General features: G+C 71.0%; 21 protein-coding genes. 15 read left to right on the forward strand and 6 right to left on the reverse strand.

Annotation, left to right across the window (positions count from 1 at the left end):
- Positions 1–98: 98 nt before the first annotated feature.
- Positions 99–395, forward strand: coding sequence for a DUF4193 domain-containing protein (locus ACIF8S_RS00615; protein ID WP_003993510.1), 297 nt, complete (start codon positions 99–101; stop codon positions 393–395).
- A 13-nt stretch (positions 396–408) separates the two neighbouring features.
- Complete coding sequence (locus ACIF8S_RS00620) at positions 409–1353, forward strand: hypothetical protein (protein ID WP_399996499.1); 945 nt, start codon at positions 409–411, stop codon at positions 1351–1353.
- 97 nt (positions 1354–1450) lie between these two features.
- On the opposite strand, the gene ACIF8S_RS00625 is transcribed toward ACIF8S_RS00620, so the two are convergent.
- A complete protein-coding gene (locus ACIF8S_RS00625) occupies positions 1451–1921 on the reverse strand; it encodes a DUF3093 domain-containing protein (protein ID WP_024885591.1) in 471 nt (156 codons plus the stop codon).
- Positions 1922–2013: 92 nt separating this feature from the next.
- Between ACIF8S_RS00625 and ACIF8S_RS00630 the strand changes: the two genes are divergently transcribed.
- From ACIF8S_RS00630 to ACIF8S_RS00675, 10 genes are all read left to right on the forward strand, one after another.
- Positions 2014–2598, forward strand: a complete 585-nt coding sequence (locus ACIF8S_RS00630) for a PaaI family thioesterase (protein WP_399996500.1) — start codon at positions 2014–2016, stop codon at positions 2596–2598.
- Entirely contained in the window at positions 2595–3155 is a 561-nt protein-coding gene (gene dut, locus ACIF8S_RS00635) for a dUTP diphosphatase (RefSeq protein WP_399996501.1), read from the forward strand. Before ACIF8S_RS00630 ends, dut begins: the two co-directional genes overlap by 4 nt.
- Before the next feature lies 1 nt (position 3156).
- Positions 3157–3912, forward strand: coding sequence for a DUF3710 domain-containing protein (locus ACIF8S_RS00640; protein WP_349797593.1), 756 nt, complete (start codon positions 3157–3159; stop codon positions 3910–3912).
- Between the two features lie 302 nt (positions 3913–4214).
- Positions 4215–5243, forward strand: a complete 1029-nt coding sequence (locus ACIF8S_RS00645; protein ID WP_399996503.1) for a S66 peptidase family protein — start codon at positions 4215–4217, stop codon at positions 5241–5243.
- A 150-nt stretch (positions 5244–5393) separates the two neighbouring features.
- Complete coding sequence (locus ACIF8S_RS00650) at positions 5394–6620, forward strand: alginate lyase family protein (protein WP_399996504.1); 1227 nt, start codon at positions 5394–5396, stop codon at positions 6618–6620.
- A gap of 66 nt (positions 6621–6686) precedes the next feature.
- Entirely contained in the window at positions 6687–7379 is a 693-nt protein-coding gene (locus ACIF8S_RS00655; RefSeq protein ID WP_399996505.1) for an ABC transporter ATP-binding protein, read from the forward strand.
- Positions 7380–7510: 131 nt separating this feature from the next.
- On the forward strand, positions 7511–10201 hold the full coding sequence (locus ACIF8S_RS00660; RefSeq protein ID WP_399996506.1) for an ATP-binding protein: 2691 nt from the start codon (positions 7511–7513) through the stop codon (positions 10199–10201).
- Positions 10198–10878, forward strand: coding sequence for a response regulator (locus tag ACIF8S_RS00665; protein ID WP_349797583.1), 681 nt, complete (start codon positions 10198–10200; stop codon positions 10876–10878). Before ACIF8S_RS00660 ends, ACIF8S_RS00665 begins: the two co-directional genes overlap by 4 nt.
- Before the next feature lie 68 nt (positions 10879–10946).
- Positions 10947–11345 carry an OB-fold nucleic acid binding domain-containing protein gene (locus tag ACIF8S_RS00670; protein ID WP_399996507.1) on the forward strand — a complete coding sequence of 133 codons (399 nt, stop codon included), beginning with the start codon at positions 10947–10949 and terminating at the stop codon, positions 11343–11345.
- Between the two features lie 3 nt (positions 11346–11348).
- Positions 11349–12125, forward strand: a complete 777-nt coding sequence (locus ACIF8S_RS00675; RefSeq protein WP_349797581.1) for a DUF3159 domain-containing protein — start codon at positions 11349–11351, stop codon at positions 12123–12125.
- A gap of 78 nt (positions 12126–12203) precedes the next feature.
- Here ACIF8S_RS00675 and ACIF8S_RS00680 read toward each other — a convergent pair whose 3' ends face one another.
- Positions 12204–12872, reverse strand: a complete 669-nt coding sequence (locus ACIF8S_RS00680; RefSeq protein ID WP_024885580.1) for a TrkA family potassium uptake protein — start codon at positions 12870–12872, stop codon at positions 12204–12206.
- Positions 12872–13543, reverse strand: a complete 672-nt coding sequence (locus ACIF8S_RS00685; RefSeq protein WP_215210920.1) for a TrkA family potassium uptake protein — start codon at positions 13541–13543, stop codon at positions 12872–12874. The genes ACIF8S_RS00680 and ACIF8S_RS00685 overlap by 1 nt, the downstream gene beginning before the upstream one ends.
- A 722-nt stretch (positions 13544–14265) precedes the next feature.
- Here ACIF8S_RS00685 and ACIF8S_RS00690 point away from each other — a divergent pair.
- Together ACIF8S_RS00690 and ACIF8S_RS00695 are read left to right on the forward strand one after the other, a co-directional pair.
- A complete protein-coding gene (locus tag ACIF8S_RS00690) occupies positions 14266–16311 on the forward strand; it encodes an APC family permease (protein ID WP_399996508.1) in 2046 nt (681 codons plus the stop codon).
- A gap of 69 nt (positions 16312–16380) precedes the next feature.
- Positions 16381–17709 carry a class I SAM-dependent RNA methyltransferase gene (locus ACIF8S_RS00695; protein WP_399996509.1) on the forward strand — a complete coding sequence of 443 codons (1329 nt, stop codon included), beginning with the start codon at positions 16381–16383 and terminating at the stop codon, positions 17707–17709.
- A 298-nt stretch (positions 17710–18007) separates the two neighbouring features.
- On the opposite strand, the gene ACIF8S_RS00700 is transcribed toward ACIF8S_RS00695, so the two are convergent.
- On the reverse strand, positions 18008–21250 hold the full coding sequence (locus ACIF8S_RS00700) for a type ISP restriction/modification enzyme (RefSeq protein ID WP_399996510.1): 3243 nt from the start codon (positions 21248–21250) through the stop codon (positions 18008–18010).
- Between the two features lie 432 nt (positions 21251–21682).
- Between ACIF8S_RS00700 and ACIF8S_RS00705 the strand changes: the two genes are divergently transcribed.
- Entirely contained in the window at positions 21683–22060 is a 378-nt protein-coding gene (locus ACIF8S_RS00705; protein ID WP_399997050.1) for a PIN domain-containing protein, read from the forward strand.
- Positions 22061–22577: 517 nt separating this feature from the next.
- Here ACIF8S_RS00705 and ACIF8S_RS00710 read toward each other — a convergent pair.
- Entirely contained in the window at positions 22578–23519 is a 942-nt protein-coding gene (locus ACIF8S_RS00710; protein WP_399996511.1) for an alpha/beta hydrolase, read from the reverse strand.
- A 346-nt stretch (positions 23520–23865) separates the two neighbouring features.
- Positions 23866–25152: a PucR family transcriptional regulator gene (locus ACIF8S_RS00715; protein ID WP_399996512.1), complete on the reverse strand. Its 1287-nt coding sequence runs from the start codon at positions 25150–25152 to the stop codon at positions 23866–23868.
- Positions 25153–25241: the final 89 nt, after the last annotated feature.

Genomic DNA, 25241 nt, shown 5'->3' on the forward strand with positions numbered 1-25241 from the left:
TGTGAGGCAAAATCTCCGCCTCAGGTCGGGCACAAGTCCGGCCTCTCACGCGTTACGTGCGCTGGAGACACCGCATACACCCAGAGGGGGAGAGCGACATGGCTACCGACTACGACACTCCACGCAAGACCGACGACGACGTCGACTCGGACAGCTTGGAAGAGCTGAAGGCCCGGCGGAACGACAAGTCGGCCTCGGCCGTGGATGTCGACGAGTTCGAGGCCGCGGAAGGCCTGGAACTGCCCGGTGCGGACCTCTCGAACGAAGAGCTGGCCGTCCGGGTCCTGCCCAAGCAGCAGGACGAGTTCACCTGCATGAGCTGCTTCCTGGTGCACCACCGCAGCCAGCTGGCCCGCGAGAAGAACGGCCAGCCGATCTGCCGCGACTGCGACTGAGGCGGGGTCGGCCGTGACTGGCTCGACCCCACCGCGGAAGCGCCGCTTCTTCTCGAAGGGAGCGGACCAAGGGTCCTCCGAGGACCCACAGCACGACACGCGTGACCGAGAGCGAGGCTGGACCGGATCCGGGTCGGCCTCGCTCGAAGCGCCGGCCGGCCGGGGTGACCTCCCGGCGTCCCTGGAGGTCACCGCGCCCGTGGCGCGCAGACGTGCCGCCGTCGTCCGTGACAAGGCCCGGGAAGGCGTCCGCAAGGGCGGCACCCGCGCCCGCGCGGCGTTGGCGCACCTCGCCGACCGGATCATCGACATCGCCCCGCGCGTGCCCGTACGGGACCTCGCGACACTGCGGGAGCAGTTCCCCGGGCTCGGGCCCGAGGAGCTCGCCGACAAGCTCGTGGCGGGCGCCGCGAAGGCCACCGCGACGGTCGGGGCCGGAGTCGGCGCGGCGGCCATGATGCCCGTACCGCCCGCGATGCCGACGGAACTGGCGGCGGAGATCACCGGCGTCGCCGCGATCGAGCTGAAGCTCATCGCCGAACTGCACGAGGTCTACGGCGTACGCCCGGCGGGCGGCCTGGCCCAGCGCAGCACCGTCTACCTCAACTCCTGGTCGCAGGAGCGAGGGGTCGAGGCGACCAAGCCCTCCACCGTGAGCGCGGCGCTGAACAGCCGCATGAAGCGCGAGCTGCGCCAGCGGATCATGAAGCGCACGGTACGCAACCTGCCGAACCTGATGCCGTTCCTCGTGGGCGCGGCCGTGGGCGCCGTCATGAACCGGCGCGACACCAGAAAGCTCGCCACCCGCATCCGTGACGACCTGCGCAAGATCCAGGTGCCCTGGGACGCGCTGCCCGCGCTCCCGGCGCTGGAGCGTCCCGACGACGTCCTGCCCGAGGACGCCCTGAAGGAGCTCGGTGGCCGTCCCCGGAAGGACGACGGGCACTCCGCCCCCTGAGAACTCCCCCGTGCGGGCGACACCCCGCCCGCACGTCCCTCCCGTGCGCGCGCCGCTCCTCCTGTGGGCGCGGCGCTCCTTCTGTGTGCCCGGGCGCCTACGAGGCGTCCGCCGCGTCCTTCGCCGCCCGGAGCGCCTGCGTCAGCCGCTCGGGCTCGCGGGTCGACAGGAAGACGTAGGGAGTGGGGTCCGCCGGGTCCGTGACGTCCACGCGCAGCGCACCGGGAATGTACGCGCGCAGCAGCATGAAGGCGCGCGGGTCGGCCTTGGGGCCGCGCCAGGCACGGGCCTCCTCCGCGTCCAGGATTTCCGCGGTACCGAGCGCCGCCACCGGAATCTTCGCGTCGCCCGCGATCAGATGACCGTTCACGACGCGGATCCGCACCGAGCCGTACGCGCTCACCACGACCGCTGCCGCGGCGGTGCCGCCGGCCAGCCCGGCCAGCATCGGCAGGGTGCCGAACGGCAGCATGATCAACGCGAGGGAGAACCCGGCCAGGAGGGACAGGAACCACCAGGAGCGGGGCGCGGTGAGACGTTCTTCGTACGGGGCGGCGGAGAGCTGCATGAACCCAAGCTTGGCACGCTCCCCGCGGGCGTCCGGCTCCAGGGCGGGCGCGTGCGGAGCACCCACGGGGCGGGCGGGTAAGGTTCGCGCCTGTGAGTGGTAATTCCGCAGCTCTTCAGCCCCCCGCCGACGCCGTACCGCCCGTCCGTCACCCCGACGCCCCCGCACCCGGTGAGCTCCTGGGCGCGCACTACGGGCAGTGCTTCGGATGCGGCGACGAGCAGCCCCACGGGCTGCACCTCGAGGCGCGCGCCGGTGAAGGCGTGTCGATCACCGCCGAGTTCACCGTCCAGTCCGCCCACCAGGGCGCCCCCGGACTCGCCCACGGCGGCGTGCTGGCCACCGCCCTGGACGAGGCGCTCGGCTCGCTCAACTGGCTGCTGCGCACGATCGCGGTGACCGGCCGGCTGGAGACCGACTTCGTGCAGCCCGTCCCGGTCGGCACCGTGCTGCACCTGGAGGCGGAGGTGACGGCCGTGGCGGGACGCAAGATCTACTGCACCGCCACCGGGCGGATCGGCGGCCCCCAGGGCCCCGTCGCCGTCCGCGCGGACGCGCTGTTCATCGAGGTCAAGGTCGACCACTTCATCGACCACGGCCGGCAGGAGGAGATCCAGGCCGCCATGGAGGACCCCGACCAGGTCCGCCGGGCCCGCGCCTTCGAGGTGAACCCGTGAGCGAGCCGGCCGGCGGCGCGCTCGAGGTGCGGATCCGGCGCGTCGACCCGGACGTACCGCTTCCGGCGTACGAGCACCCGGGCGACGCGGGGGCCGATCTGCGCACCACCGAGGCATGCCTGCTGGAACCCGGTGAGCGGGCCGTGCTGCCCACCGGGGTGTCTGTCGCACTCCCCGAGGGGTACGCGGCCTTCGTGCACCCGCGATCCGGTCTCGCCGCCCGCTGTGGCGTCGCCCTGGTGAATGCCCCGGGGACGATTGATGCCGGGTACCGTGGGGAGATCAAGGTGATCGTGGTGAATCTCGACCCGCGCGAGACCGTGCGGTTCGAGCGCTTCGACCGGATTGCCCAACTGGTCGTGCAGAAGGTCGAGAGGGTGCGCTTCGTGTCGGTCGCGGAGCTTCCCGTCTCGGCCAGGGCCGAGGGGGGCTTCGGATCCACCGGCGGCCATGCCGCGGTGGAAGGTAAGAGCGGCACAAGCGTTCAGGCCGCCGTGGGCGGTGCAGCGGGTGGGAATCGATACGCTTCGGTCGTATCCGACCGGGAAGGACAGTGACGTGTTCGGACGTCGCAAGAAGACGGATGCCGCCGACGGTGCGGCCGGCGAGGCCGAGCAGGTCGTCGACGGTGTCGACGCGGAGGCGGACGGGGAGGCCGGGCGGCTGAGGCTCGAGCCCGCGCCGCGGCCCGACGGGCCCTGGGACAGCTCCGAGGTCCGCGAACCCGGTGAGGGCCGGGTCGATCTGGGCGGCCTGTTCGTGCCCGGCGTGGACGGCATGGAACTGCGCGTGGAGGTCGCGGGCGACGCGATCGTCGCGGCGACCGTCGTGCTGCGCGACAGCGCCATCCAGCTGCAGGCCTTCGCCGCGCCCAAGCGCGAGGGCATCTGGGGCGAGGTGCGCGAGGAGATCGCGACCGGCATCACCCAGCAGGGCGGCATCATCGACGAGGTCGAGGGCCCGCTCGGCTGGGAGCTCCGCGCCCAGGTGCCGGTGCAGCTGCCGGACGGCACCGGCGGCTTCCAGGTCGTGCGGTTCGTCGGCGTGGACGGCCCCCGCTGGTTCCTGCGCGGTGTGATCTCCGGTCAGGGCGCGGTCCAGCCGCAGGCCGCCGGACTGCTGGAGCAGATCTTCCGGGACACCGTGGTGGTGCGCGGTGAGGGCCCGATGGCCCCGCGCGACCCGATCGTCCTGAAGCTGCCGAACGACGCGCAGATGGTCCCCGAGAACGTGCAGCAGGACGAGGGCGGCTCCCGCTTCGCCGGCGGCATGAGCCGCCTCCAGCGCGGCCCGGAGATCACCGAGGTCCGCTGAGCCCGCGCCGGAGCGGGTGCAGTGCCGCTCGCTCCGGCTCGGTCCCTTCGACCGCCCTCCGGCCCCGGTCGCTGTCGGCGGATGCCGGGCAGGGGCTGTTATCGTCGGCGGGTGCGCCCGGAGGGCCAAGGCGGCGCTGGGGGTTGATCGCCCTGGATGCGGGGCCTGGTGGCGGGCGTGCGAGTGGCGGAGTGGAGGTCCGGGCCGCAGGGGCCGGTGGCTCAACTCGGCCGCGTTGACAAGGTGGTGCGGGCGCGAAATCCGCTGTCGGCGCGTGTCGGCGTCGTGTCAGGATCCGGCGCATGTCAGTCCGCTACCCGCGCCCCCTGCGCCCCGGTGACCGTGTCGGTGTGACCGCTCCGTCGAGCGGTGTCCCGAAGCCCCTGCTCGCGCGGCTGGACGTCGCCCTCCAGGACCTGCGCGCACGCGGGTACGAGGTCGTCGTCGGGGAGTGCCTGGACGGCTCCGGGCACGTCAGCGCCCCGGCCGCCGACCGTGCGCGCGAGCTGACGGCGATGCTGACCGACCCCGCCATCAGGGCCGTCGTGCCGCCGTGGGGCGGGGAGACCGCCATCGACCTGATCCGGCTGCTCGACTGGGACCGGCTGCGTGAGGCGGAGCCGACCTGGCTCGTCGGCTTCTCCGACCTCTCGACCCTGATGACCCCGCTGACGCTGCTCACCGGCACGGCGACGCTGCACGGCAACAACCTGATGGACACGCCCCATCGCGTGTCCGAGGGGCTGCTGTCGTGGCTCGACGTCGTAGCCGCCCCCACCGGTCACCGGTTCACGCAGACCCCGCCCGGCCGCCACCGGACCGTCGGCTTCGACGACTTCGCCGCCTTCCCCGACGTACGGGAGTACACGCTCGACGCGCGGGGCTCCTGGACCCGGCTCGACGGCGACGGCCCCGTGGAGGCCGAGGGCAGGCTGATCGGCGGGTGCGTCGAGACGCTGTGCAACCTCGCGGGCACGCCGTACCTCGACGTCTCGGCCTTCGCCCGCGACGAGGCGCCGGAAGGGCTCCTCGTGTACGTGGAGGCGGCCGAGGACAACGCCTACACCATCTGCCGGTACCTGCACGGCATGCGGCTGGCCGGGTTCTTCGACCACGCCAACGCGATCCTCGTCGGCCGTACCGGCGCGCCGGACGGTGCCTCCCTCAGCCAGCACGACGCCGTCCTCGACGCCATCGGCTCCCTGGGCGTGCCGATCGTCGCGGACGTCGAGTGCGGCCACGTCCCGCCCTACCTGCCGATCGTCAACGGAGCCCGCGGCCGCGTCGTGCACGCACCGGGGCGCGGCGAGCTGACGCAGACGCTGGACTGACGTCGACGGCGCGGGTCCCGTCCGGAAGCCGCCGTCCCCGTATGCGTGCGCGGACCCTTGACGGTGAATTGGTCTGGACCTACCGTGCCGGGTCATCCGGGCGTTCAAAAGGACGCCCTCTGTTCACGTACGAGAACGGATGGCCCCCACATGTCCGCTGCACCCCCACGTCACCGCCGCAGAGCTCGTGCCACCCTGTTCGCCCTGCTGACCACCGCGCTGGTCGGCACCCTCGTCCTCCGTCCCGACGCCCCGCCCGCCGACGCCGCCCCCGTCGCGGCGGCCCCCGCCACCTTCACGCACCCCGGCGTCACCGTCTCCCGGGGCCAGCTGGACTTCGCGCGGAGCAAGGTCCAGGCAGGCGCCCAGCCATGGAAGAACGCCTACGACCGGATGGCGGCGAGCAAGTACGCCGACCTGAACCGCACGCCCCGGCCCCGCGCGGTCGTGGAGTGCGGCTCGTACTCCAACCCCAACCTCGGCTGCACCGACGAGCGCGAGGACGCGATCGCCGCGTACACCCAGGCGCTCCTGTGGTACGTCACCCGCGACGACCGCCACGCCCAGAAGGCCATCCAGCTGATGGACGCCTGGTCCGCCGTGATCCGCGACCACACCAACAGCAACGCGCCCCTGCAGACCGGCTGGGCCGGCTCCTCCTGGGCCAAGGCCGCCGAGATCGTCAAGCACACCTACACCGGCGGCTGGCCCGGCGCGGGCCGCTTCGCCACCACGCTCCGCGACGTCTACCTGCCCGAGATCATCAACGGCTCCCATTCCAACGGGAACTGGGAGCTGACGATGATGGAGGCCGCCGTCGGCATCTCCGTCCACCTGGAGGACCGCGCCTCCTACGACAAGGCCATGGCGACGTTCCGCACCCGCACCGCCGCCTACGTGTACCTGGCCTCCGACGGCGCCCTGCCGAAGACCGTGCCGAGCCAGAACCTCGACACCCGGGACAAGATCGTCAGGTACTGGCAGAACCAGTCCACCTTCGTCACCGGCCTCACCCAGGAGACCTGCCGCGACTTCACCCACACCGGGTACGGCCTCTCCTCGATCTCCCACATCGCCGAGACCAGCCGCATCCAGGGCCAGGACCTCTACGGCACCGACGTCGGCGAGCGACTGCGGCACGGACTCGGCTTCCAGGCGAAGTACGAGCGGGGAGAGGCCGCTCCCGGCTGGCTGTGCGGAGGCACCCTGCACCGCGGCCTCGGCCCGGTCACCGAAGTCGGCTACAACGCCCTGCACAACCGCCTCGGCCACGCCATGACCAACACCCAGGCGCTGACCGAAGGCACCCGCCCCGCCGGCACCAACAACCTGTTCGTCGCGTGGGAAACCCTCACACACGGGGACAACCCGGCCTGACCCCGTTGATCAGCCGGGCGCCGGACAGCGATACTGGCGCCCGGTTCACGGGGAGGGCAGGCACACATGGGTCGGACGGTCACCGAGACCATGGTGCGCGTCGAGGACGTGCACAAGTCGTACGGCACCGGGGCCGCCGCGGTGCACGCGCTGCGCGGCGTCTCCTTCGAGATCCCGCGCGGCGAACTCGTCGCCCTCAAGGGACGCTCCGGATCGGGCAAGACCACACTGCTGAACATCGTCGGCGGCCTGGACACCCCCGACCGGGGCCGGGTCGACGTCGGCGGACGCGACCTCGCCGGCCTCGACGAGAACGGCCTGCTCGCCCTGCGCCGCGACCACGTCGGCTTCGTCTTCCAGTCCTTCGGGCTCATCCCCATCCTCAGCGCCGCCGAGAACGTGGGCGTCCCGCTGCGCCTGCGCGGGGCCGACCCGCGCGAGCGCGAGGAGCGCGTGGACCTGCTGCTGTCCCTCGTCGGCCTCGCCGACCACGCCGCCCAGCGGCCCGGCGAACTCTCCGGCGGCCAGCAGCAGCGAGTCGCCATCGCCCGCGCCCTCGCCAACAACCCCTCCCTCCTCATCGCCGACGAGCCCACCGGGCAGCTCGACGCCGAGACCGGGCACGCCGTGATGGAGCTGCTGCGCGCGGTCGTCCGCAGCGAGAACGTCACCGCGCTCGTCGCCACCCACGACGCCACGCTGCTCGACCTGGCCGACCGGGTCCTGGAGCTCGGCGACGGCGAGATCGTCGAGCACTGACCGCCCGGCCGGGACCGTCCCGGCGTCAGGGTTGCGTCAAGGACGGTCCGCGGGCCCCTCCCACCGCCCGTCCCGCGCGTACGGCGACCTAAGGTCGACTCCGCGACACAGGAGCGGAAGACAATGGGGCCATGGGACGCGGCAAGCTTCGGATCCACCTCGGCGCGGCACCGGGCGTGGGCAAGACCTACGCGATGCTCGCCGAGGCGCACCGGCGTGCCGAGCGGGGCACCGACTGCGTCGTCGCCTTCGTCGAGACGCACGGCAGGCCCCGCACCGAGGCGCTGCTGACCGGGCTGGAACGCGTCCCGTACCGGGAGCTGGAGCACGGCGGCGCCGTCGTCACGGAGATGGACCTGGACGCCGTCCTCGCCCGGCGCCCCCGGGTCGCCCTGGTCGACGAGCTCGCCCACACCAACGTCCCCGGCTCTCGCAACGCCAAGCGCTGGCAGGACGTGGAGGAGCTGCTGGCCGCCGGGATCGACGTGCTGTCCACCGTCGACATCCAGCACCTGGAGTCGCTGGGCGACGTCGTCGAGTCCATCACCGGCGTACGGGAGCGGGAGACCGTGCCGGACGAGGTGGTGCGCCGGGCCGACCAGGTGGAACTGGTCGACATGACGCCCGAGGCGCTGCGCCGCCGCATGGCGCACGGCAACATCCACCAGCCCGACCAGGTCGACGCCGCCCTCTCCAACTACTTCCGCCCCGGCAACCTCGCCGCCCTGCGCGAACTGGCCCTGCTGTGGGTCGCCGACCGGGTCGACGCCCACCTCCAGCGCTACCGCAGCGAGCACGAGGTCTCGGCGATCTGGGGCTCCCGCGAGCGGATCGTGGTCGGTCTGACCGGCGGACCCGAGGGCCGCACGCTCATCCGGCGGGCCGCGCGGCTCGCGGAGAAGGGCGCCGGCGGGCAGCTGCTCGCCGTGTACATATCCCGCAGCGACGGGCTCACCTCCGCCTCGCCCGGGGAGCTGGCCGCCCAGCGCACCCTCGTGGAGGACCTCGGCGGCAGCTTCCACCACGTCGTCGGCGACGACATACCCGCCGCCCTGCTGGACTTCGCGCGCGGCGCCAACGCCACCCAGATCGTGCTGGGCTCCTCCCGCCGCAGGGCCTGGCAGTACGTCTTCGGCCCCGGCGTCGGCGCGACGGTCGCGCGGGACTGCGGGCCCGACATGGACGTGCACATCGTCACCCACGAGGAGGTCGCCAAGGGACGCGGCCTGCCCGTCGCCCGCGGTGCCCGGCTGGGACGCCTGCGGCTCGCCTGGGGCTGGGCGGTCGGGACGGCCGGGCCCGTGGCCCTGGCGGTGCTGCTGAGCGCCGTCGACCCGGGCCTCGCCATCGACATGCTGCTGTTCCTGGCGGTGACGGTGGCCGCGGCGCTGCTCGGCGGACTGTGGCCGGCGCTCGCCTCGGCGGCGGTCGGCTCGCTGCTGCTCAACTTCCTCTACACCCCGCCCCTGCACACCTGGAGCGTCTCCAGCCCGCGGAACATCATCGCCATCGTGATCTTCGTCGCGGTCGGGTCGTCGGTGGCGTCCGTGGTCGACCTCGCAGCCCGGCGCACCCACCAGGCGGCCCGGCTGCGCGCCGAGTCGGAGATCCTGTCCTTCCTCGCGGGCAACGTGCTGCGCGGCGAGACCGGTCTGGAGGACCTGCTGGAGCGGGTCCGCGAGACCTTCGGCATGGAGTCCGCCGCGCTGCTGGAACGCGCGGGCGACGTCGAGCCGTGGACCTGCGCGGGACGGGCCGGCCGGGGGAGGCCGGTCGAACGGCCCGAGGACGCGGACGTCGAGGTACCCGTCGGGGACCACATGGCGCTCGCGCTGACCGGCCGGGTGCCGCCCGCCGAGGACCGCAGGGTGCTGGCCGCGTTCGCCGCGCAGGCCGCCGTGGTCCTGGACCGCCGGCGGCTGCGGGAGGAGGCCGACCGCGCCCTCGCCCTCGCCGAGCGCAACCGCATCCGCACCGCGCTGCTCGCCGCCGTCAGCCACGACCTGCGCACCCCGCTGGCCGGGATCAAGGCAGCCGTCTCCTCGCTGCGCTCCGAGGACGTCGAGTGGTCGGACGAGGACCGGGCCGAACTGCTCGAAGGCATCGAGGACGGCGCGGACCGGCTGGACCACCTGGTGGGCAACCTGCTGGACATGTCCCGCCTGCACACCGGCACCGTCGCGCCCCTGATGCGCGGGACCGACCTGGACGAGGTGGTGCCGCGCGCGCTCGGCGGGGTGCCGGAGGGCAGCGTCGCCCTGGACGTGCCCGAGGCGCTGCCCATGGTCGCCGCGGACCCCGGACTGCTGGAGCGGGCGATGGCCAACGTGATCGAGAACGCCGTGAAGTACAGCCCGCCGGGGGAGAGGGTCCTGGTGGCCGCCAGCGCCCTCGCCGACCGGGTCGAGGTGCGGGTCGTCGACCGCGGCCCCGGCGTCCCCGACGAGGCCAAGGACAGCATCTTCGAGCCCTTCCAACGGCACGGCGACGCCCCGCGCGGTGCGGGCGTCGGCCTCGGCCTGGCGGTCGCCCGGGGCTTCACGGAGGCGATGGGCGGCACCCTGAATGCGGAGGACACCCCCGGTGGGGGGCTCACCATGGCCCTCACCCTGCGCGCGACCGCCACCCGCCCGCCGGCCCCACCCCCGCCCGCCGAACCCGGCCGCCCGGCGCCGGACACGGCGCCCCGGCCCGGGAGCGCGGCGGGACGGCCCGGCGGCGTCGGGCCTGGTCGGGCGGGCGAGGACTTTGTGGGTGGCCGGGAGGACGGAGATCCCGTGTGCGGTCGTGCGGACGTGGAGAAGGGGAGGCGGTTGTCATGACCCGTGTGCTGGTGGTCGACGACGACCCGGCCATCGTGCGTGCCCTGGTGATCAACCTCAAGGCACGGTCGTACGACGTCGACTCCGCGCAGGACGGTGCCGGTGCCCTGCGCGCGGCGACCGCCCGCCACCCGGACGTGGTCGTCCTCGACCTGGGCCTGCCCGACATGGACGGCGTCGAGGTGATCCGGCGCCTGCGCGAGTGGACCCGGGTGCCGGTCCTGGTGCTGTCCGCGCGGCACGCCTCCGCCGAGAAGGTGCAGGCGCTGGACGCCGGCGCCGACGACTACGTCACCAAGCCCTTCGGCATGGACGAGCTGCTGGCCCGGCTGCGGGCCGCCGTACGCCGCGCGGAGCCCGTCGGCGACGAGGGAGACCTGGTCGTGGAGACCGAGGCGTTCACCGTCGACCTGGCCGCCAAGAAGGTGCACCGCGACGGCGGGGACGTACGGCTGACGCCCACCGAGTGGCACCTGCTGGAGGTGCTGGTGCGTGGCGGCGGGAGGCTGGTGGCGCAGAAGCAGCTGCTGCGGGAGGTGTGGGGGCCGTCGTACGGGACGGAGACCAACTACCTGCGCGTGTACATGGCCCAGCTGCGCCGCAAACTGGAGGCCGACCCGTCGCGTCCGCGGCACCTCATCACCGAGCCCGGCATGGGATACCGCTTCGAGAAGTGAGGCAGGCCCGTTCGGACCGGGCAAGCAGGGGGTACGTAACCGTCAGTGCGCCCCGGTACGCTTCAGATATGAGTGCTGTTCCTCGACCAGAGAAGCCGGCAGGCCGGTTCCGGCGCATGCTCGACCGGCTCTCGTCCTCGCAGGAGGACCTGGAGTCGGAGGAGCTGCGCGAGGACGCCGCGACTGCCGGGTGCACGCGGATAGGTGACTGCCAGGACCGGCAGGTCGTTACCGTTACTGGTACCTTGCGCACGGTCACGCTGCGGCCGCGTGCGGGAGTCCCGGCCCTGGAGGCCGAGCTCTTCGACGGTACGGCCGCGCTGGACGTGGTGTGGCTCGGCAGGCGCTCCATCGTGGGGATAGAGCCGGGGCGCAAGCTGATCGCATCGGGCCGGATCGCCATGAGCCACGGCCGCCGGGTGCTGTTCAATCCGAAATACGAACTGAGACCCCTCGGACGGGAGTAGCCGGTGACGTCGCTCGACAAGCCGACAACCGAAGAGACATCCGCGGACACGTCCGCGGACGACGCCCGGGCGGTGACGGAAGCCGCCCTGTTCGAGGCGTTCGGCGGTGTCCGGGGCATGGTCGAGACGGTGCTGCCGGGGCTGCTGTTCGTCAGCATCTACACGGTCAACAAGAACCTGCACATGTCGGCGCTCGCGGCGCTCGGTGTGGCGCTGGCGATGGTCGTGGTCCGGCTGGTCCGCAGGGACACCGTGAAGCACGCGTTCAGCGGCGTCTTCGGCGTCGGCTTCGGTGTGGTCTTCGCGATGATGACCGGCAACGCCAAGGACTTCTACCTGCCGGGCATGCTCTACACGCTGGGCCTGGCCGTGGCGTACATCGTCACGGCGATGGCGGGCGTCCCGCTGATCGGCCTGATGCTGGGCCCGGTCTTCAAGGAGAACCTCTCCTGGCGCACCCGCAACCCCGGCCGCAAGAAGGCGTACACCAAGGCCAGCTGGGCCTGGGGCCTGATCCTGCTCGCCAAGTGCGCGATCCTCTTCCCGCTGTACTGGTGGGCGGACACCACCCAGCTGGGCTGGGTGCTGGTGGCGCTGAAGATCCCGCCGTTCCTGCTTGCGGTCTACCTGACCTGGGTGTTCCTGGCGAAGGCGCCGCCGCCGATCGACGTCTTCGCCGAGATGGAGGCGGAGGAGCGCGCCGAGGAGGAGCGCAAGGCGGCGGCCGCCGCGGGCGAGAGCGAAGGGGCACCGGCCGGCCGGCACCGCCGCGAGTCCTGACCGGCGACGACATGAGGGGCGCCCGGAGAGATCCTCCCCGGGCGCCCCTCACCAGTACCTGGGCACACGCGCGTACGGCTATGCCTGCTTGCGGACCGAGAGCAGGTCCTCCAGCTGCTCCTCCCGGGCCTGCGCGGCGACGAAGAGCAGTTCGTCACCCGCCTCCAGGGAGTCCTCGCGGGTCGGGGTCAGCACCCGCGTGCCGCGGATGATGGTGACCAGCGAGGTGTCCTGCGGCCACTCCACGTCCCCGACCTGCGTGCCCGCCAGCGCGGACTCCTCCGGGAGCGTCAGCTCCACCAGGTTGGCGTCGCCGTGGCTGAAGCGCAGCAGCCGGACCAGGTCGCCGACGCTCACCGCCTCCTCCACCAGCGCCGACATCAGACGCGGGGTGGACACGGCGACGTCCACGCCCCAGGACTCGTTGAACAGCCACTCGTTCTTCGGGTTGTTCACCCGGGCGACGACGCGCGGCACACCGTACTCGGTCTTGGCGAGCAGCGAGACGACCAGGTTGACCTTGTCGTCGCCGGTCGCGGCGATGACGACGTTGCAGCGCTGGAGCGCCGCCTCGTCCAGGGACGTGATCTCGCAGGCGTCGGCCAGCAGCCACTCCGCCTGCGGCACCCGCTCCACCGAGATGGCGGTCGGCGCCTTGTCGATCAGCAGGACCTCGTGGCCGTTCTCCAGCAGTTCGCCCGCGATCGAACGGCCCACGGCGCCGGCTCCGGCGATGGCGACCCTCATCAGCGACCGCCCTCCTCGTCGGGTCCCTTGGCGAAGGCCGCCTCGACCCGGTCGATCTCGTCCGTACGCATCATCACGTGCACCAGGTCCCCGTCCTGCAGCACCGTCTGCGAGCTGGGCAGGATGGCCTCGCCGAGCCGGGTCAGGAACGCGACCCGCACGCCCGTCTCGTCCTGGAGCCGGGAGATGCGGTGTCCCACCCACGCCGTGGAGGTGTGCACCTCGGCGAGCTGCACCCCGCCCGTGGGGTCGCGCCACAGGGGCTCGGCGCCCGAGGGGAGCAGCCGGCGCAGCATCTGGTCGGCCGTCCAGCGGACGGTGGCGACGGTGGGAATGCCCAGGCGCTGGTAGACCTCCGCGCGGCGGGGGTCGTAGATGCGGGCGGCGACGTTCTCGATGCCGAACATCTCGCGGGCCACCCGGGCGGCGATGATGTTGGAGTTGTCGCCGCTGGACACGGCGGCGAAGGCGCCCGCGTCCTCGATGCCCGCCTCGCGCAGGGTGTCCTGGTCGAAGCCGACGCCGGTGACCCGGCGGCCCCCGAACGAGGAGCCCAGCCGGCGGAACGCGGTGGGGTCCTGGTCGATCACGGCGATGGTGTGCCCCTGCTCCTCCAGGGCCTGGGCCAAGGCGGAGCCAACCCTTCCGCAGCCCATGATGACAATATGCATCGCGTCACACCGCGCTTCCTGCAGGCCTTCCGACCTTCATGACCTTCGTGCTCATGTCTCTCTTTCGGCTCGCCAGGCAACACGTCGCGGCCTGCGTGCGGGCCGCCGGGCAACATCATGCCGGGGTCCGTGCACCCTGACGCCCCTCGGGGGCGCTCTGCCCGCCGTAACCGACGGTACGCGCGGTCACCGTCACCGGCGGTAGGACGGGCGCGGGCGTGGCGCCACCATGGGGCCGCTCCCCCCGGCGGGGGGGGCGGTTCGGTTCGATTCCGTCCGCGGCGCGGTGAGGGCTTGGCGCGCAGTTCCCCGCGCCCCCGAGGGCGCTGCGGTGAACGCGCCCGGAAGGGGCGCGGGGAACTGCGCGAGCAACCCACGACGACCCGCACCCGCGTGCGGCCTGAACCGCCACGGCGGGACACGGGCCACCCAACACCTAGCGGCGCGTGATGCTGCGCACGCTCGCCACCGCCAGGATGCCGAGGACGACGAGTCCGGCCGCCGCGCCGATCAGTTCTGCGGTCGTGTGCATGGAACCCTCCACGAGGCGTGGCGACAACGGCCGGACATGTGGTCGTACAGGCATGGGACTCCCCCGGCCCGCCCCGTCCGCAGCCCGCTGCCCGCACTTTTCACCCGGAGGGCAGCGGCCGTATGGATGCCGTATGGATGTGGGGTGGCGCGTGCGTCACTTCCCGGCGGACGCCTTACGATCCACACTTGTGTCCAAACTGACCGACGTGCCCAAACGCATCCTCATCGGGCGCGCACTGCGCAGCGACCGGCTGGGGGAAACCCTCCTGCCGAAGCGCGTCGCACTCCCCGTCTTCGCGTCCGACCCGCTGTCCTCCGTGGCGTACGCACCGGGCGAGGTACTGCTGGTCCTGTCCATCGCGGGCCTGTCGGCGTACCACTTCAGCCCCTGGATCGCGGTCGCGGTCGTCGTGCTGATGTTCACCGTGGTCGCCTCCTACCGGCAGAACGTGCACGCCTACCCGAGCGGCGGCGGCGACTACGAGGTGGCCACCACCAACCTCGGCCCGAAGGCCGGCCTCACCGTCGCGAGCGCCTTGCTCGTCGACTACGTCCTCACCGTCGCCGTGTCGATCTCCTCCGGCATCGAGAACCTCGGCTCCGCCGTCCCCTTCGTCATCGAGAACAAGGTGCCCTGCGCGATCGGCGTCATCGTGCTGCTGACGGTGATGAACCTGCGCGGGGTCCGGGAGTCGGGCACACTCTTCGCGATCCCCACCTACGTCTTCGTCGCGGGCGTCTTCCTGATGATCGCGTGGGGCGCGTTCCGCGGGGTCGTCCTCGGCGACGACATGCGGGCGCCGACCGCCGACTTCGAGATCAAACCCGAGCACCCCGGACTCGCCGGCTTCGCCCTCGTCTTCCTGCTGCTGCGCGCCTTCTCCTCCGGCTGCGCCGCCCTCACCGGCGTCGAGGCGATCTCCAACGGCGTGCCCGGCTTCCGCAAGCCCAAGTCGCGCAACGCGGCGACCACCCTCGCCCTGATGGGCCTGCTCGCCGTCACCATGTTCTGCGGCATCATCGCGCTGGCCTCCGCCACCGATGTGCGGATGGCCGAGAACCCGGGCAAGGACCTGGTCCACAACGGCGTACCCCTCGGCCCCGCCTACGTCCAGGACCCGGTGATCTCCCAGGTCGCCGAGGCCGTCTTCGGCAGCGGCACCTTCCTGTTCGTCGTCCTCGCCGCCGCCACCGCCCTGGTGCTGTTCCTCGCCGCGAACACCGCCTACAACGGCTTCCCGCTGCTCGGCTCGATCCTCGCCCAGGACCGCTACCTGCCCCGCCAGCTGCACACCCGCGGCGACCGCCTCGCCTTCTCCAACGGCATCCTGCTGCTCGCCGGCGCCGCCGGACTGCTGGTGTGGGTCTACGGCGCCGACTCCACCCGGCTGATCCAGCTGTACATCGTCGGCGTGTTCGTGTCCTTCACCCTCAGCCAGACCGGCATGGTGCGGCACTGGAACCGCCTGCTGGCCACGGAGAGGGACCAGGCCAAGCGCCGGCACATGATCCGCTCCCGGGCCATCAACGCCTTCGGTGCCTTCTTCACCGGCCTGGTCCTGGTCGTCGTGCTGCTGACCAAGTTCACCCACGGCGCCTGGGTCGCCCTGCTCGGCATGTGCATCTTCTACGCGACGATGACCGCGATCCGCCGCCACTACGACCGGGTCGCCGAGGAGATCGCCGCGCCGGACGCCCCGAGCGAGGACACGGTGCGGCCGTCCCGCGTCCACTCCGTGGTCCTGGTCTCCAAGGTCCACCGCCCCGCCCTGCGCGCCCTCGGCTACGCCAAGCTGCTGCGCTCCGACACCCTGGAGGCGGTCAGCGTCAACGTGGACGCCGAGGAGACCCGGGCACTGCGCGAGGAGTGGGAGCGGCGCGGCATCGACGTCCCCCTGAAGGTGCTCGACTCGCCGTACCGGGAGGTCACCCGTCCGGTGATCGAGTACGTCAAGAGCCTGCGCGCGCAGTCGCCGCGCGACGTGGTGTCCGTGATCATCCCCGAGTACGTGGTCGGCCACTGGTACGAGCACTTCCTGCACAACCAGAGCGCGCTGCGGCTGAAGGGCCGGCTGCTGTTCACGCCCGGTGTGATGGTCACCTCGGTGCCCTACCAGCTGGAGTCGTCCGAGGCCGCGAAACTGCGGGCGCGCAGGCGGCAGAACTGGTCCGCGCCCGGCTCCGTGCGCCGGGGCCCGGCTGAGCGGACGAAGGACACCTCCCCGCGCACGTAGACTGGTGGGCTGTTGTCCCGGGCCGCGAGGCCCGGCCGCCCGTACCCGATGTTGTGGAGTCACCCCGCCATGCAGGCAGAACCGAAGAAGTCACTGGTGGGGGAGGAGTACGAGGTCGAGATCGGCCCCGTCGCCCACGGCGGCCACTGCATCGCCCGTACGTCGGAGGGGCAGGTCCTCTTCGTCCGGCACGCGCTGCCCGGAGAGCGGGTCGTCGCCCGGGTCACCGAGGGCGAGGAGGGCGCGCGGTTCCTGCGCGCGGACGCGGTGACGGTGCTGGACGCCTCCAAGGACCGCATCGACGCCCCCTGCCCGTTCGCCGGCCCCGGCCGCTGCGGAGGCTGCGACTGGCAGCACGCCAAGCCCGGTGCCCAGCGGCGCCTCAAGGGCGAGGTCGTCGCCGAGCAGCTTCAGCGGCTGGCCGGGCTGACGCCCGAGGAGGCCGGCTGGGACGGCACGGTGATGCCCGCCGAGGGCGACAAGGTACCGGCCGGCCAGGTCCCGTCGTGGCGCACGCGCGTGCAGTACGCGGTCACGGCCGACGGCCGCGCGGGTCTGCGCCGGCACCGCTCGCACGAGGTGGAGCCGATCGACCACTGCCTGATCGCCGCCGAGGGCGTCAGCGAGCTGGGCATCGAGAAGCGGGACTGGACCGGCATGGACTCGGTCGAGGCGATCGCCGCGACCGGCTCCCAGGACCGCCAGGTCGTCCTGACCCCCAAGCCCGGCGCCCGCCTCCCGCTGGTGGAGCTGGACCGCCCGGTGTCGGTGCTGCGCATCGACGAGCGCAACGGCCAGGTGCACCGCGTGCACGGCCGCCCCTTCGTCCGCGAGCGCGCCGACGGCCGCACCCACCGGGTCGGCAACGGCGGCTTCTGGCAGGTGCACCCGAAGGCCGCCGACACCCTCGTGACGGCGGTCATGCAGGGCCTGCTGCCCCGCAAGGGCGACATGGCGCTCGACCTGTACTGCGGCGTCGGCCTGTTCGCCGGCGCGCTGGCCGACCGGGTCGGCGAGCAGGGTGCCGTCCTCGGCATCGAGTCCGGCAAGCGCGCGGTGGAGGACGCCCGGCACAACCTCGCGGAGTTCCCGCGCGTGCGGATCGAGCAGGGCAAGGTCGAGTCGGTCCTGCCCCGCACCGGCATCACCGAGGTCGACCTGGTCGTCCTCGACCCGCCCCGCGCGGGCGCCGGCCGCAAGACGGTCGAGCACCTGACGTCCCTGGGCGCCCGCCGCGTCGCGTACGTGGCCTGCGACCCGGCCGCCCTCGCCCGCGACCTGGCGTACTTCCGGGACGGCGGGTACAAGGTGCGGACGCTGCGCGTGTTCGACCTGTTCCCGATGACCCACCATGTGGAGTGCGTGGCGATCCTTGAGCCTGCTGAAAAGGGCCGCTGACCTGCTAGTTTGCTGATTGTCCAGTTTCGGGTGGGTCGCGCCCACATGTTTCCATGGGCATACGACGTGAACGTGCGTCGCTTGTCGGGCAAACACTTCTGACCTGCGGTTTCGACCAGGGAACGGGGGGATCGCAGTGACGTCCTCCGGTTACCGCGGAGCCAGCGCAAGACAATCTCGACGCTCGTTTGACGCTCTTTCTGCCGGGGCGTCAGATGTGTATGAGGGCGACGGTCAGGGGCGTTCGGCTCATGTGTCAATGATTCAGCGGTCCACTGCCGACGAGCCGCTGCTTCGCTCACAGGTCGAATAGTGCATCGCCCGCGTCCGACTTCGCCTGCAGTGCCTTGGTTGCCTCTGTGGGCACGGGAAGGATGCCCGCTGTGGTCAGGTCCGTCACCGTGATCAGCGGGCCCGCGCACACCTCGTTCAAGAGGTCAGCCTGCGCTGGCTCCTCCCGTATGAGCAGGCCGAGGACGTTCAGCAACTCCAGCAGTTCCGTGGTCCAGGAGGGAAGCCAGCGCGTAGCCACCACGTGGTCCAGTTCGAGGCGTCGCTTGCCGGCGGGATTCCTCCGGCGGTAGCCGAACCACTTGTCGAGAACGTTCATCCCGGACACTTCGTATTCCCGGACCGTGCGAGGTACCGGACTGATCCGTCCACTGCCGACGCACAGGTCCTGCGTCACGGGGTCGTATGCCAGTTTCTCCGGCATGGCTTCCACATCGTCTGGGATCTCCGTGACGCATCGGGGACGGTCGCGTGGTAGCAGCACCCTGCCGTACGGCCTCCCGGCCGTCTCGTCGGCGTACCGCTCGCCGTAGGTGTGCAGCCACAGAACTCGGCGGCCGATGGCAACCGCCCGCTCCCACAGGCAAGGGGCGGCGGTGAGGGGTATCCGTGCGCCCGGGACTTCGAGGTCTTCCTGGAATCGAGCTGTGTACTCCGGGTGGGACGCGATCGCGGCGATGTAGGCCAGCAGGTCTTCGGCGACGACCGGTATGCCGAGCCGCCCGGCGAGCAGGGGGAGCAGACCGGGCGTGACGTTGGGCAGCGTACCGGCAGCGTTGCGGTGGAGAGGACGGGCGCAACCGCTGCGGTTGTTGAAGTAGTGCATGTCGGGAATGAGGGCGCTGAAGACCAGTGCCGGACCGTTGGCCACCGGGTGGGCGTTCTGCTCTACGGTGTAGATCTGGCGGTCGCTGCGGACTCGCCAGAGGTCTGCCCTGCCTCGTTCCATCAATCGACTGTCCGGCAGTACATACTGCCGGTCGAACGACCGGAACCCGATGCGCACCGTTTGAGTGTTTGTCCTGTGCTCGGCGGCGAGTGGTATCCGCCCGTGGGATTCAACCCCGGGCAGGGGCGGGACATTGTCTCCAGGCGTTCGCTCGCCAGAGGGTCCGAGCATCTCGGTGCGCCGGTCGGTGTCCGCGGCGACAAACCGCCGCCACCGTTCATGGAGCGTGTCCTCGTCCGGTGCATAGACCCACATGCGCCCGGGGGTGACGCCACGCGACGACCACGGCATCAGGTCTCTCAGCTGCGGGCAGGACTCCCACAGGTCGCTGCCGGGTGGCAGGAAGGCGTCTGTCTCGCCTGTGGCGCACTCGCGCCATTCCGGGTCATCGAGCCTGAGGGTCGTCAGGCGTTCGACCTTCTCGCCGCGGCGCCCGCCGATCTTGAGGTGTCTTACTTCTGCGGCCTGCCGGTCTGTCCGCGGCCTGGGGCTGTCCCGCCATCGTACGAAGATCGCGATGCACAACTCCTGGGCGACCTCGGGGAAGATACGGGTCGCGCCATCTGCGCGGTGGCCCTCGGGGGACAGATCGATGATCCAGCCCTCATCGGCGGTTTCACGCAGGTAACGCCGCATTCCGGCGAACGCCCGCCCCTTGAGCCATGCCTTCGGCGTGATCAGCGCGACCACACCGAATGGCGCGTCGTCGTGTGCGTCGAAGACCTTCCACGTGGCCCAGCGCCAGAAGTAGACGTAAAGGTTGGCGATCTTCGACTCGTACCTACCGTTACCGGGTTGCCGGAAGGCCCCCAGCGGGGCGGGGATGTCCGCCTCGGGTTCCCCCCGTTCCACCCACTTGCCGGCGCCTCGACTTACAGCGTCGTGAGGGGGGTTGCCCATGACGACCATGACACGCTCGTCCCGCTTGACCTGGTTGGCCTGGCGGCGGGATTCGGCGAGCGCCCGGTAGGTATGAGGGATCCAGTTGAACTCGGCTGTCGGGCTGTCCAGAGCATCAGCCACCAGCAGTCTGAGACCTTGGGAGGGGGCCGCGGACCCGTACTGCTTGAGCATGGCGTGCATACGCAGTTCTGCGACGGCGAACGGACCGACCTGCATCTCGAAACCGACCAGCCGACGTCCCACCATTTCTCGCAGACGCGGTCCCACCGCGCCCGGACCCTCTTCTTCGGCGATGGTCTCGGCAGCGAGCTCTAGCGCCGACAACAGGAAAGTGCCGGTACCCATGGCCGGATCGACAAGGACCACATCGGGAGAAGCGAAGCCGGACGGGATACGGAATCCCTCCCGTCTCAGGACGTCCTCGACCAGCCGTGCCATGGCCGAGACGACACCACGCGGTGTGTAGTACGAGCCAGTGCGTATCCGCAGATCAGGGTCGTAGATATGGAGGAAGTGCTCGTAGAGCAGGAAATAGGCGTCGCCCGTTCCGTCGTCCAGCACGTCCCATCTGACCGCGCCGATGACACGGAGCAGTGTGTTGAGCGTGGTGGACAGCCCAGCGACCGAGTCTCCGGCGAGGGCGTCCAGTGCCTGGCCCATCAGCGAGTGCTTCTTGCCCAGCTTCGTGGCGATACTGTGCATGGTCTCGCCCTCGAAGGTGATCTCCTCCACCCGAGCCAGCAGAAGGGCGAACACGACGGCTTGACCGTACTGTTCGACGAACTCGGCGTCGGTAGCCTCCGGGAACAGCAAGTGCCGCCAGTCCTTGGCCAGTTTCGTGAAGGCCGGCAGACGGCGTCGGCTCTTTTCCTGCTCGATCGCCTCACCGACCTCTTCCGACAGAAGTTGGCATAGCCCGGCGACTGCTCGGATGAGCTGACTGGTGGTGCGGGGTGTCTGCGGCTCCCAGGTCAGGAAGTCGTACAACACCCGCGCAAGCGCCCCGTCGGCGGGCGTAAGCCGGGCGCCGGAGGTGAGGACCGAGCCGCGCAGGTAGGCCACTTCGCCAATCTGCTGGCCCTGCTGGTGGACGGAGAACTCGTTTCCGTCACAGAGCAGTACGTTGTTGAGCAGCCGCAGTTTCGCCCACTGTTCGGCGTTGCGGCCTGTGTAGACGGACGGGTCGGCCTGGCTGCCCGGCTTCTTGAGCTCGATGTAACCGACGAGAGCGCCGCCGACCTCAACCGCATAGTCAGGGCGGGCTCCCATGTCGACGAGCGGAACCTCGCCGATGAGGGTGACGTCCAGACCGAGGCCACGGCACACGGACCGGATCATGTTCTCCAGCGGCCCCCGAAGCTGGTCCTCCTGCCACCCGCTGCCTCTCAGCTTCGGCATGACCTCCGCTCCAAACGCGGACACAGCGGATTGGACTGCCTGCTCGAAGCTGTCATGGATCCTGCGTCGGGAACTCATACCGCCCCATCCCCAAGGCGGGCAGATCCGGCCGACGTCAGGTCGGTGCGGCTATCTGCCGCACCTTGCTCCCGTCGGGGCCGGACTTCATTCCAGCCCTCGCTTTCCACGACCGTAGGAGGGGAGGGTGGGGCGCAACGAGGGTGCATGTGGGGGCGCGCAGAGGCGCGTAGGCATGCAAGATGCGCCATCGGAATGCCTGCGCGTTGCACTGCCGACATCGCCAAGGGCGGCAGACTCACCTCCAGATACATCAGTGCAGTTTGGGGCGGAGCCTTGGGGTGGCGTGTGGTGCTCCGGCTCTGTGCTGCGCAGGTTCTTACGCTCGGCGCCGGCCGGGTGCTGCGGCATTGGATGCGTCAGGCGGGGGGCCGGTTCTGCTGCACGATCGGGATGCATCGCCCGCTGCTGCTCGCGGAGATCGACCACGTCGCCACGCGCGAGCTCGGTCGTGAAGCGGCCCTCAGTGCGGTCGACGACATCCGCCACTGGGTGCGCCGAGGCCGTGTCGTTCTACCCGAGATCACGGAGGATCACCTGGGTGTCGCCCAGTCGGTGCGCGCCCGCTATCGCGACTTGGACCTGGACCTCGCGGATGCGGTGAACGTGGCCCTAGCCGCTGAGTACGACACCGACGCGGTACTCACGCTCGACCGTCGCGATTTCCGGGCTGTGCGCCCGTTGGGCCGGCACAAGGCGTTCCGGGTGCTGCCAGACGACCTTCCGATCTGATGTCGGATCTGTCCGGCTGTGTCGTCAGATTCCGTGGGTCGTGACGCTCGCATGACGCTCGCGGCGCGCGTGGACTCTCCGATGAGGCGGGAAAACCTATCTGACCTGCAGTTTCCCGGATGCGGTTCCGGCTGACGTCCTTTCGATGACGTCGCACGTGGAGTGCGTGGCGATCCTGGAGCCGGTGAAGAAGGACGTCTGACCTGCGGGTTCTCTGTCCCGGGTCGGTTATCGACGTGTTCTGCCATGCACAACAGGTGGGGCGGGGTACATCCGCCCCACCTGCGGTTTTCCGCTGCCGGGATGCGCACGCGAGAGGTCGCCTGCCAAAACACCAGGAATCTTGACGCACATCTGACGCTCGATACGACGGCCGGACTGGATTGCCGGCGGCTCTGACGCCGAAGCCGTCACCCGCCAAGAACGGTGCCCTGTACGAGGGGCTGAGGAGCCCCGCCGACGGCGACGGCTTCCGCCCCGGAGGTGATCTGGTGACGAGAGCGGTTCGGGGCGGGATTCATGCGTGCCTCCTTGGCAGAGAGGGGACGTGTCGGTGCAGGAACGTGATCTGGTCTGCGATGACGGTGTCGAACAGGGGCTCGACGTAGGGATCGAAGTGGCCGCCCTCGTAGACGCGGACCGTGGAGTGCCGCATCTTGCCCGCTGCGCGTTCGGCGACGCGCCGGGGGGTGATCGCGTCCTGCGCGACGATCTGGACCAGGACCGGGCACTCGATGTCGTCGGCCCAACGCCGGGGTGAGTAGAGGCCGATCTTCAGCGCGATGCGGGCCGCCACGGTGTGGGGGTAGGCGTCCTCCTTCAGCCCCGACTTGCGGAGGAGCGTGTGCATGCCTGGATAGGCGTCCGGCGAGGTCATCATCGCGGTGCGGCCGGGAAGGCCGACGCTCTGGACGTAAACAGGTTCACGACCGAGCCGGGAGGCGATCGCGTCACGCATCCCCGGCACGCCGACCCGGAGAGCGGCCCGCAGGCCGGTCGACCTCACCGCTGCCGGGCCGCTGACGTGCGGGACCTGAGCGATGACGGCGGCGAGGGGCTCTCCTTGGCCGGCGATGGTGATGACGTGGCCGCCGGCGAACGAGGTACCCCACGCCACGACTCGTGCGGGGTCGATGCCCTCAAGTGACCTGGCGTAGCGGAGGGCGGCGCGCCAGTCCGCGTGCTGCATCGCGATGTCCAGGACCTGGCGCGGCGCACCCTCGCTCTCCCCGAAATTTCGGTAGTCGAAGACCACGACGGCGTATCCGGCGGCGGCGAAGCGCTCGGCGTAGGCGTAGAGCCGCAGCGCACGCACCGCGCCGAAACCGTGCGCCATCACGACGACGGGCGGCGGTTGATCTGCGGTGGTGGGCCGGTAGACGCGTGCGGCGCAGCGGGTGCCGCCGGAGTCGAACCACTCCTCCGACGTCGTGTACGTGCCGTCGTGCGACTCGGCCATGGTGCACTCCTCATCTGACTGCGTCGTCTTGACGATGTCCAAGGCGACGGGCGGTTCTCGACCGGCGGACGCCGGTCCACGCCGCTAGGGCGCGCCACTTCGGCAGTCGCCGCGCCACCACGGCGTCATGGACGTCGCGACGATCGCCCCGGAAGAGCCGGGAGCCTCGCGAAGCACGCCCGTGCTGGTGATCCGCGCAGTGCTCACGGCGTCGCCTCCGCCCCGGCGAGAGGCCCAGAATCGCCCGTGCGGACGAAGAAGTCCTCGGCCGGACACACCAAAAAGAGCGGCTCGCTCCGTGGTCGTGGACCAATCCGTTCTCATCCGTGCGGGGATCCGGTGGGGATCACGGAGATCGGGGGAGCACGGCAGGTCCGAGCCAGCGGCACGCGGCGAGCGCGAGCTCGAGGTCGAACCGGTCCTCGTCGAGCGGCCGCCCCCGCAGCCGCACCGCTTTGTCCACCCGGTACTTGACCGTGTTCTTGTGAAGGTGAACCTTCGCGGCGGTTGCGACGAAGCTCTGGTTCTCCTGGAGGAAGACGGTGAGTGTCTCACGCAGCCGCTCGACACCTTCGTCGTCCTGCGCCAGCCCCCCGAGCATCGATGTGACGAGGTCGCGGGCGGTGGTGAGGTCGCCTGCGAGGATCGCGGCCGCCCGGAGGCCGGGGGCGGTGAACGAGGTGATCCGGTGGGCCCGCTCAGCTCCGGCGACGGCGACCTGGTGAGCTTGCAATGCCTGACGATGTGTCGCACGGAAGCCCGCCGGTCCCGTCCCGACCGCGCCGATCGCCGCCTTCACCTCATTCCCTGCCCCACCGAGGCATCGGGCCAAGCGGTCGAGGTCGATGCTCGCCCCTGCGGGCAGCGGCACCCAGCCCCAGCCGAGCGAGCGGTCCTGCGGGACGAACAGCGGCGATGCCTCCGAACCAATTTCCTGGGCCATCTCGCCGGTCAGTTGCCCAAGACGCGCCAGCGGTCCCGTCGAGGCCATCCGTTCGTCCGACCAGAGGACGAGTCCGAGGTGTTCCTGGCGGAGCCGATAGCCGAGTACCTGCTCCGCCGCGTCCACGTCCACCTCCTCCCCGGCGAGGAGCGCGCTCAGCGTGGCCGTGCGGATCGTGCTGCGATTGGCCAGCCACCGCTCCCGCTCGGTCTCGTACTCCGCGACGACCTGCTCGGAAACCCGGTCGATGTAGGCGAAGGCGGCGTCCTGGAGCATCTGCAACGCGGCGAAGGAGATCCTGCCGTCCGGCTCGACGACGGCCAGCTCCCCGGCCACCCACTCAAGGACGCGCCGGTGACCGAGGCGGTACGCCCGCAGCAGGGCGTTCGAGGAGATCTCGCGCTGCGCAAGGCGTCGCGCGTACTCGACGGCCGGCCAGGGTGCCTCCACCGTGTCGACCGGGACTCCGTACCGCGCGATGTGGAAGAACGTCTTCACGTTGCTCTCCACACTCGCGTGGAGGAGGTCGAGCATCAGCTGGTCCCCGCGAAGCTCCGAGATCGACCCGGCGAGCTCGGTCTGCAGCAGGCGCGCCACCTCGTCGAGCTGCGCGCTCGAGGCCGCGGCGATGTCGGCGACGCGGGCGGCCGCACGGCGGGCGATCTCCTCGCGGTCCGCCCAGGGATCCATGGTCGACGCTCCCTCCGGTGTTGGTCCCCGGGCACAGGTGTGTGGTGGGCACTCGGGCCGTCACTGCCGGAACGGTGGCCAGGAGCGGG

Origin of the sequence: Streptomyces sp. NPDC085937 (genome assembly GCF_044540535.1) — a bacterium.
Lineage (GTDB): Bacteria > Actinomycetota > Actinomycetes > Streptomycetales > Streptomycetaceae > Streptomyces.

Excerpts from the sequence above, each read along its gene's own strand:
- ACIF8S_RS00615 (WP_003993510.1), top strand. The coding sequence starts at position 99 with ATGGCTACCGACTACGACACTCCACGCAAGACCGACGACGACGTCGAC.
- ACIF8S_RS00625 (WP_024885591.1), bottom strand. The coding sequence starts at position 1,921 with ATGCAGCTCTCCGCCGCCCCGTACGAAGAACGTCTCACCGCGCCCCGC.
- ACIF8S_RS00645 (WP_399996503.1), top strand. The coding sequence starts at position 4,215 with ATGTCAGTCCGCTACCCGCGCCCCCTGCGCCCCGGTGACCGTGTCGGT.
- ACIF8S_RS00650 (WP_399996504.1), top strand. The coding sequence starts at position 5,394 with ATGTCCGCTGCACCCCCACGTCACCGCCGCAGAGCTCGTGCCACCCTG.
- ACIF8S_RS00655 (WP_399996505.1), top strand. The coding sequence starts at position 6,687 with ATGGGTCGGACGGTCACCGAGACCATGGTGCGCGTCGAGGACGTGCAC.
- ACIF8S_RS00660 (WP_399996506.1), top strand. The coding sequence starts at position 7,511 with ATGGGACGCGGCAAGCTTCGGATCCACCTCGGCGCGGCACCGGGCGTG.
- ACIF8S_RS00665 (WP_349797583.1), top strand. The coding sequence starts at position 10,198 with ATGACCCGTGTGCTGGTGGTCGACGACGACCCGGCCATCGTGCGTGCC.
- ACIF8S_RS00670 (WP_399996507.1), top strand. The coding sequence starts at position 10,947 with ATGAGTGCTGTTCCTCGACCAGAGAAGCCGGCAGGCCGGTTCCGGCGC.
- ACIF8S_RS00680 (WP_024885580.1), bottom strand. The coding sequence starts at position 12,872 with ATGAGGGTCGCCATCGCCGGAGCCGGCGCCGTGGGCCGTTCGATCGCG.
- ACIF8S_RS00685 (WP_215210920.1), bottom strand. The coding sequence starts at position 13,543 with ATGCATATTGTCATCATGGGCTGCGGAAGGGTTGGCTCCGCCTTGGCC.
- ACIF8S_RS00695 (WP_399996509.1), top strand. The coding sequence starts at position 16,381 with ATGCAGGCAGAACCGAAGAAGTCACTGGTGGGGGAGGAGTACGAGGTC.
- ACIF8S_RS00700 (WP_399996510.1), bottom strand. The coding sequence starts at position 21,250 with ATGCCGAAGCTGAGAGGCAGCGGGTGGCAGGAGGACCAGCTTCGGGGG.
- ACIF8S_RS00705 (WP_399997050.1), top strand. The coding sequence starts at position 21,683 with ATGCGTCAGGCGGGGGGCCGGTTCTGCTGCACGATCGGGATGCATCGC.
- ACIF8S_RS00710 (WP_399996511.1), bottom strand. The coding sequence starts at position 23,519 with ATGGCCGAGTCGCACGACGGCACGTACACGACGTCGGAGGAGTGGTTC.
- ACIF8S_RS00715 (WP_399996512.1), bottom strand. The coding sequence starts at position 25,152 with ATGGATCCCTGGGCGGACCGCGAGGAGATCGCCCGCCGTGCGGCCGCC.